The sequence below is a fragment of the Streptomyces goshikiensis genome, assembly GCF_014650555.1.
Taxonomy (GTDB): domain Bacteria; phylum Actinomycetota; class Actinomycetes; order Streptomycetales; family Streptomycetaceae; genus Streptomyces; species Streptomyces goshikiensis.
In genome coordinates, this window is sequence record NZ_BMVE01000038.1 from 1 (window position 1) to 1,388 (window position 1,388).

Annotated in this window: 1 protein-coding gene; it reads left to right on the top strand. The window is 67.0% G+C overall.

Annotation, left to right across the window (positions count from 1 at the left end):
- On the top strand, positions 1-1,388 hold a 1,388-nt coding region (locus tag IE248_RS37030; RefSeq protein ID WP_268254125.1), incomplete at both ends, for a beta-ketoacyl synthase N-terminal-like domain-containing protein.

Here is a 1,388-nt window from a genome sequence, read left to right on the forward strand (position 1 = left end):
CCGCAGCAGCGGTTGTTGCTGGAGACGTCGTGGGAGGCGTTGGAGCGGGCGGGTATTGATCCGCATTCGCTGCGCGGCTCAAGGACCGGCGTCTACGCCGGAGTGATGGCCCAGGAGTACGGCCCCCGACTCCACGAAAGCGCTGACGGATACGAGGGCTATCTACTGACCGGATCCTCCAGCAGTGTCGCTTCGGGTCGTATCTCGTATGTGCTGGGTCTGGAGGGGCCGGCGGTGACGGTGGACACGGCGTGTTCGTCGTCGTTGGTCGCGTTGCATCTGGCGGTGCGGGCGCTGCGCAGCGGTGAATGTGATCTCGCGCTGGCGGGTGGGGTGACGGTCATGGCCGAACCGGGCATGTTCGTGGAGTTCTCGCGGCAGCGGGGGCTGGCCGCCGATGGGCGGTGCAAGGCGTTCTCGGACTCGGCCGACGGCACGGGCTGGGCCGAGGGTGCGGGCGTGTTGCTCGTCGAGCGGTTGTCGGATGCGGTGCGTCATGGACATCGGGTTTTGGCGGTGGTGCGGGGTTCGGCGGTCAATCAGGACGGTGCGAGCAACGGACTGACGGCGCCCAGTGGGCGGGCCCAGTCGCGTTTGATTCGCCGGGCGTTGGCGGATGCGCGGTTGGGTGTGGGTGATGTGGATGTGGTGGAGGCGCATGGGACGGGGACGCGTCTGGGTGATCCGATCGAGGCGCAGGCGTTGTTGGCGACGTATGGGCAGCGGGATGTCGGGCGGCCTTTGCGGCTTGGTTCGCTGAAGTCGAATGTGGGTCATACGCAGGCTGCCGCTGGTGTGGCTGGTGTGATCAAGATGGTGATGGCGATGCGGCACGGTGTGCTGCCGAAGACTCTGCATGTGGATGAGCCGACGGCGGAGGTGGACTGGTCGGCGGGAACCGTCGCACTGCTGACGGAGCAGGAGCCGTGGCCGCGGGGCGAGCGTGTGCGGCGAGCTGGTGTCTCCTCGTTCGGTGTGAGTGGGACGAATGCGCATGTGGTGTTGGAGGAGGCGCCTGTTCCGGAGGAGGGGGAGTTCGTCGGGGATGCCCCGTTGGCTGTGGTGCCGGTGGTGGTGTCTGGTCGTTCTGCGGGTGTGATGGCTGAGCTGGCGTCCCGTGTGAGGGAGGTGGCTGGGTTTGGTCGGTTGGTGGATGTGGGGTTGTCGTCGGTGGTGTCGCGGTCGGTGTTCGAGCACCGGTCCGTGGTCCTGGCGGAAAACACAACGGAGTTGAACACCGGTCTGGATGCTGTGGCGGCTGGGGTGCCGTCGTCTGGTGTGGTGTCGGGTGTGGTGTCGGGGGAGGGTGGCCGGTCGGTGTTCGTGTTCCCTGGTCAGGGGACGCAGTGGGTGGGGATGGCGGTCCGGTTGTGGGCTGAGTCGGGTGT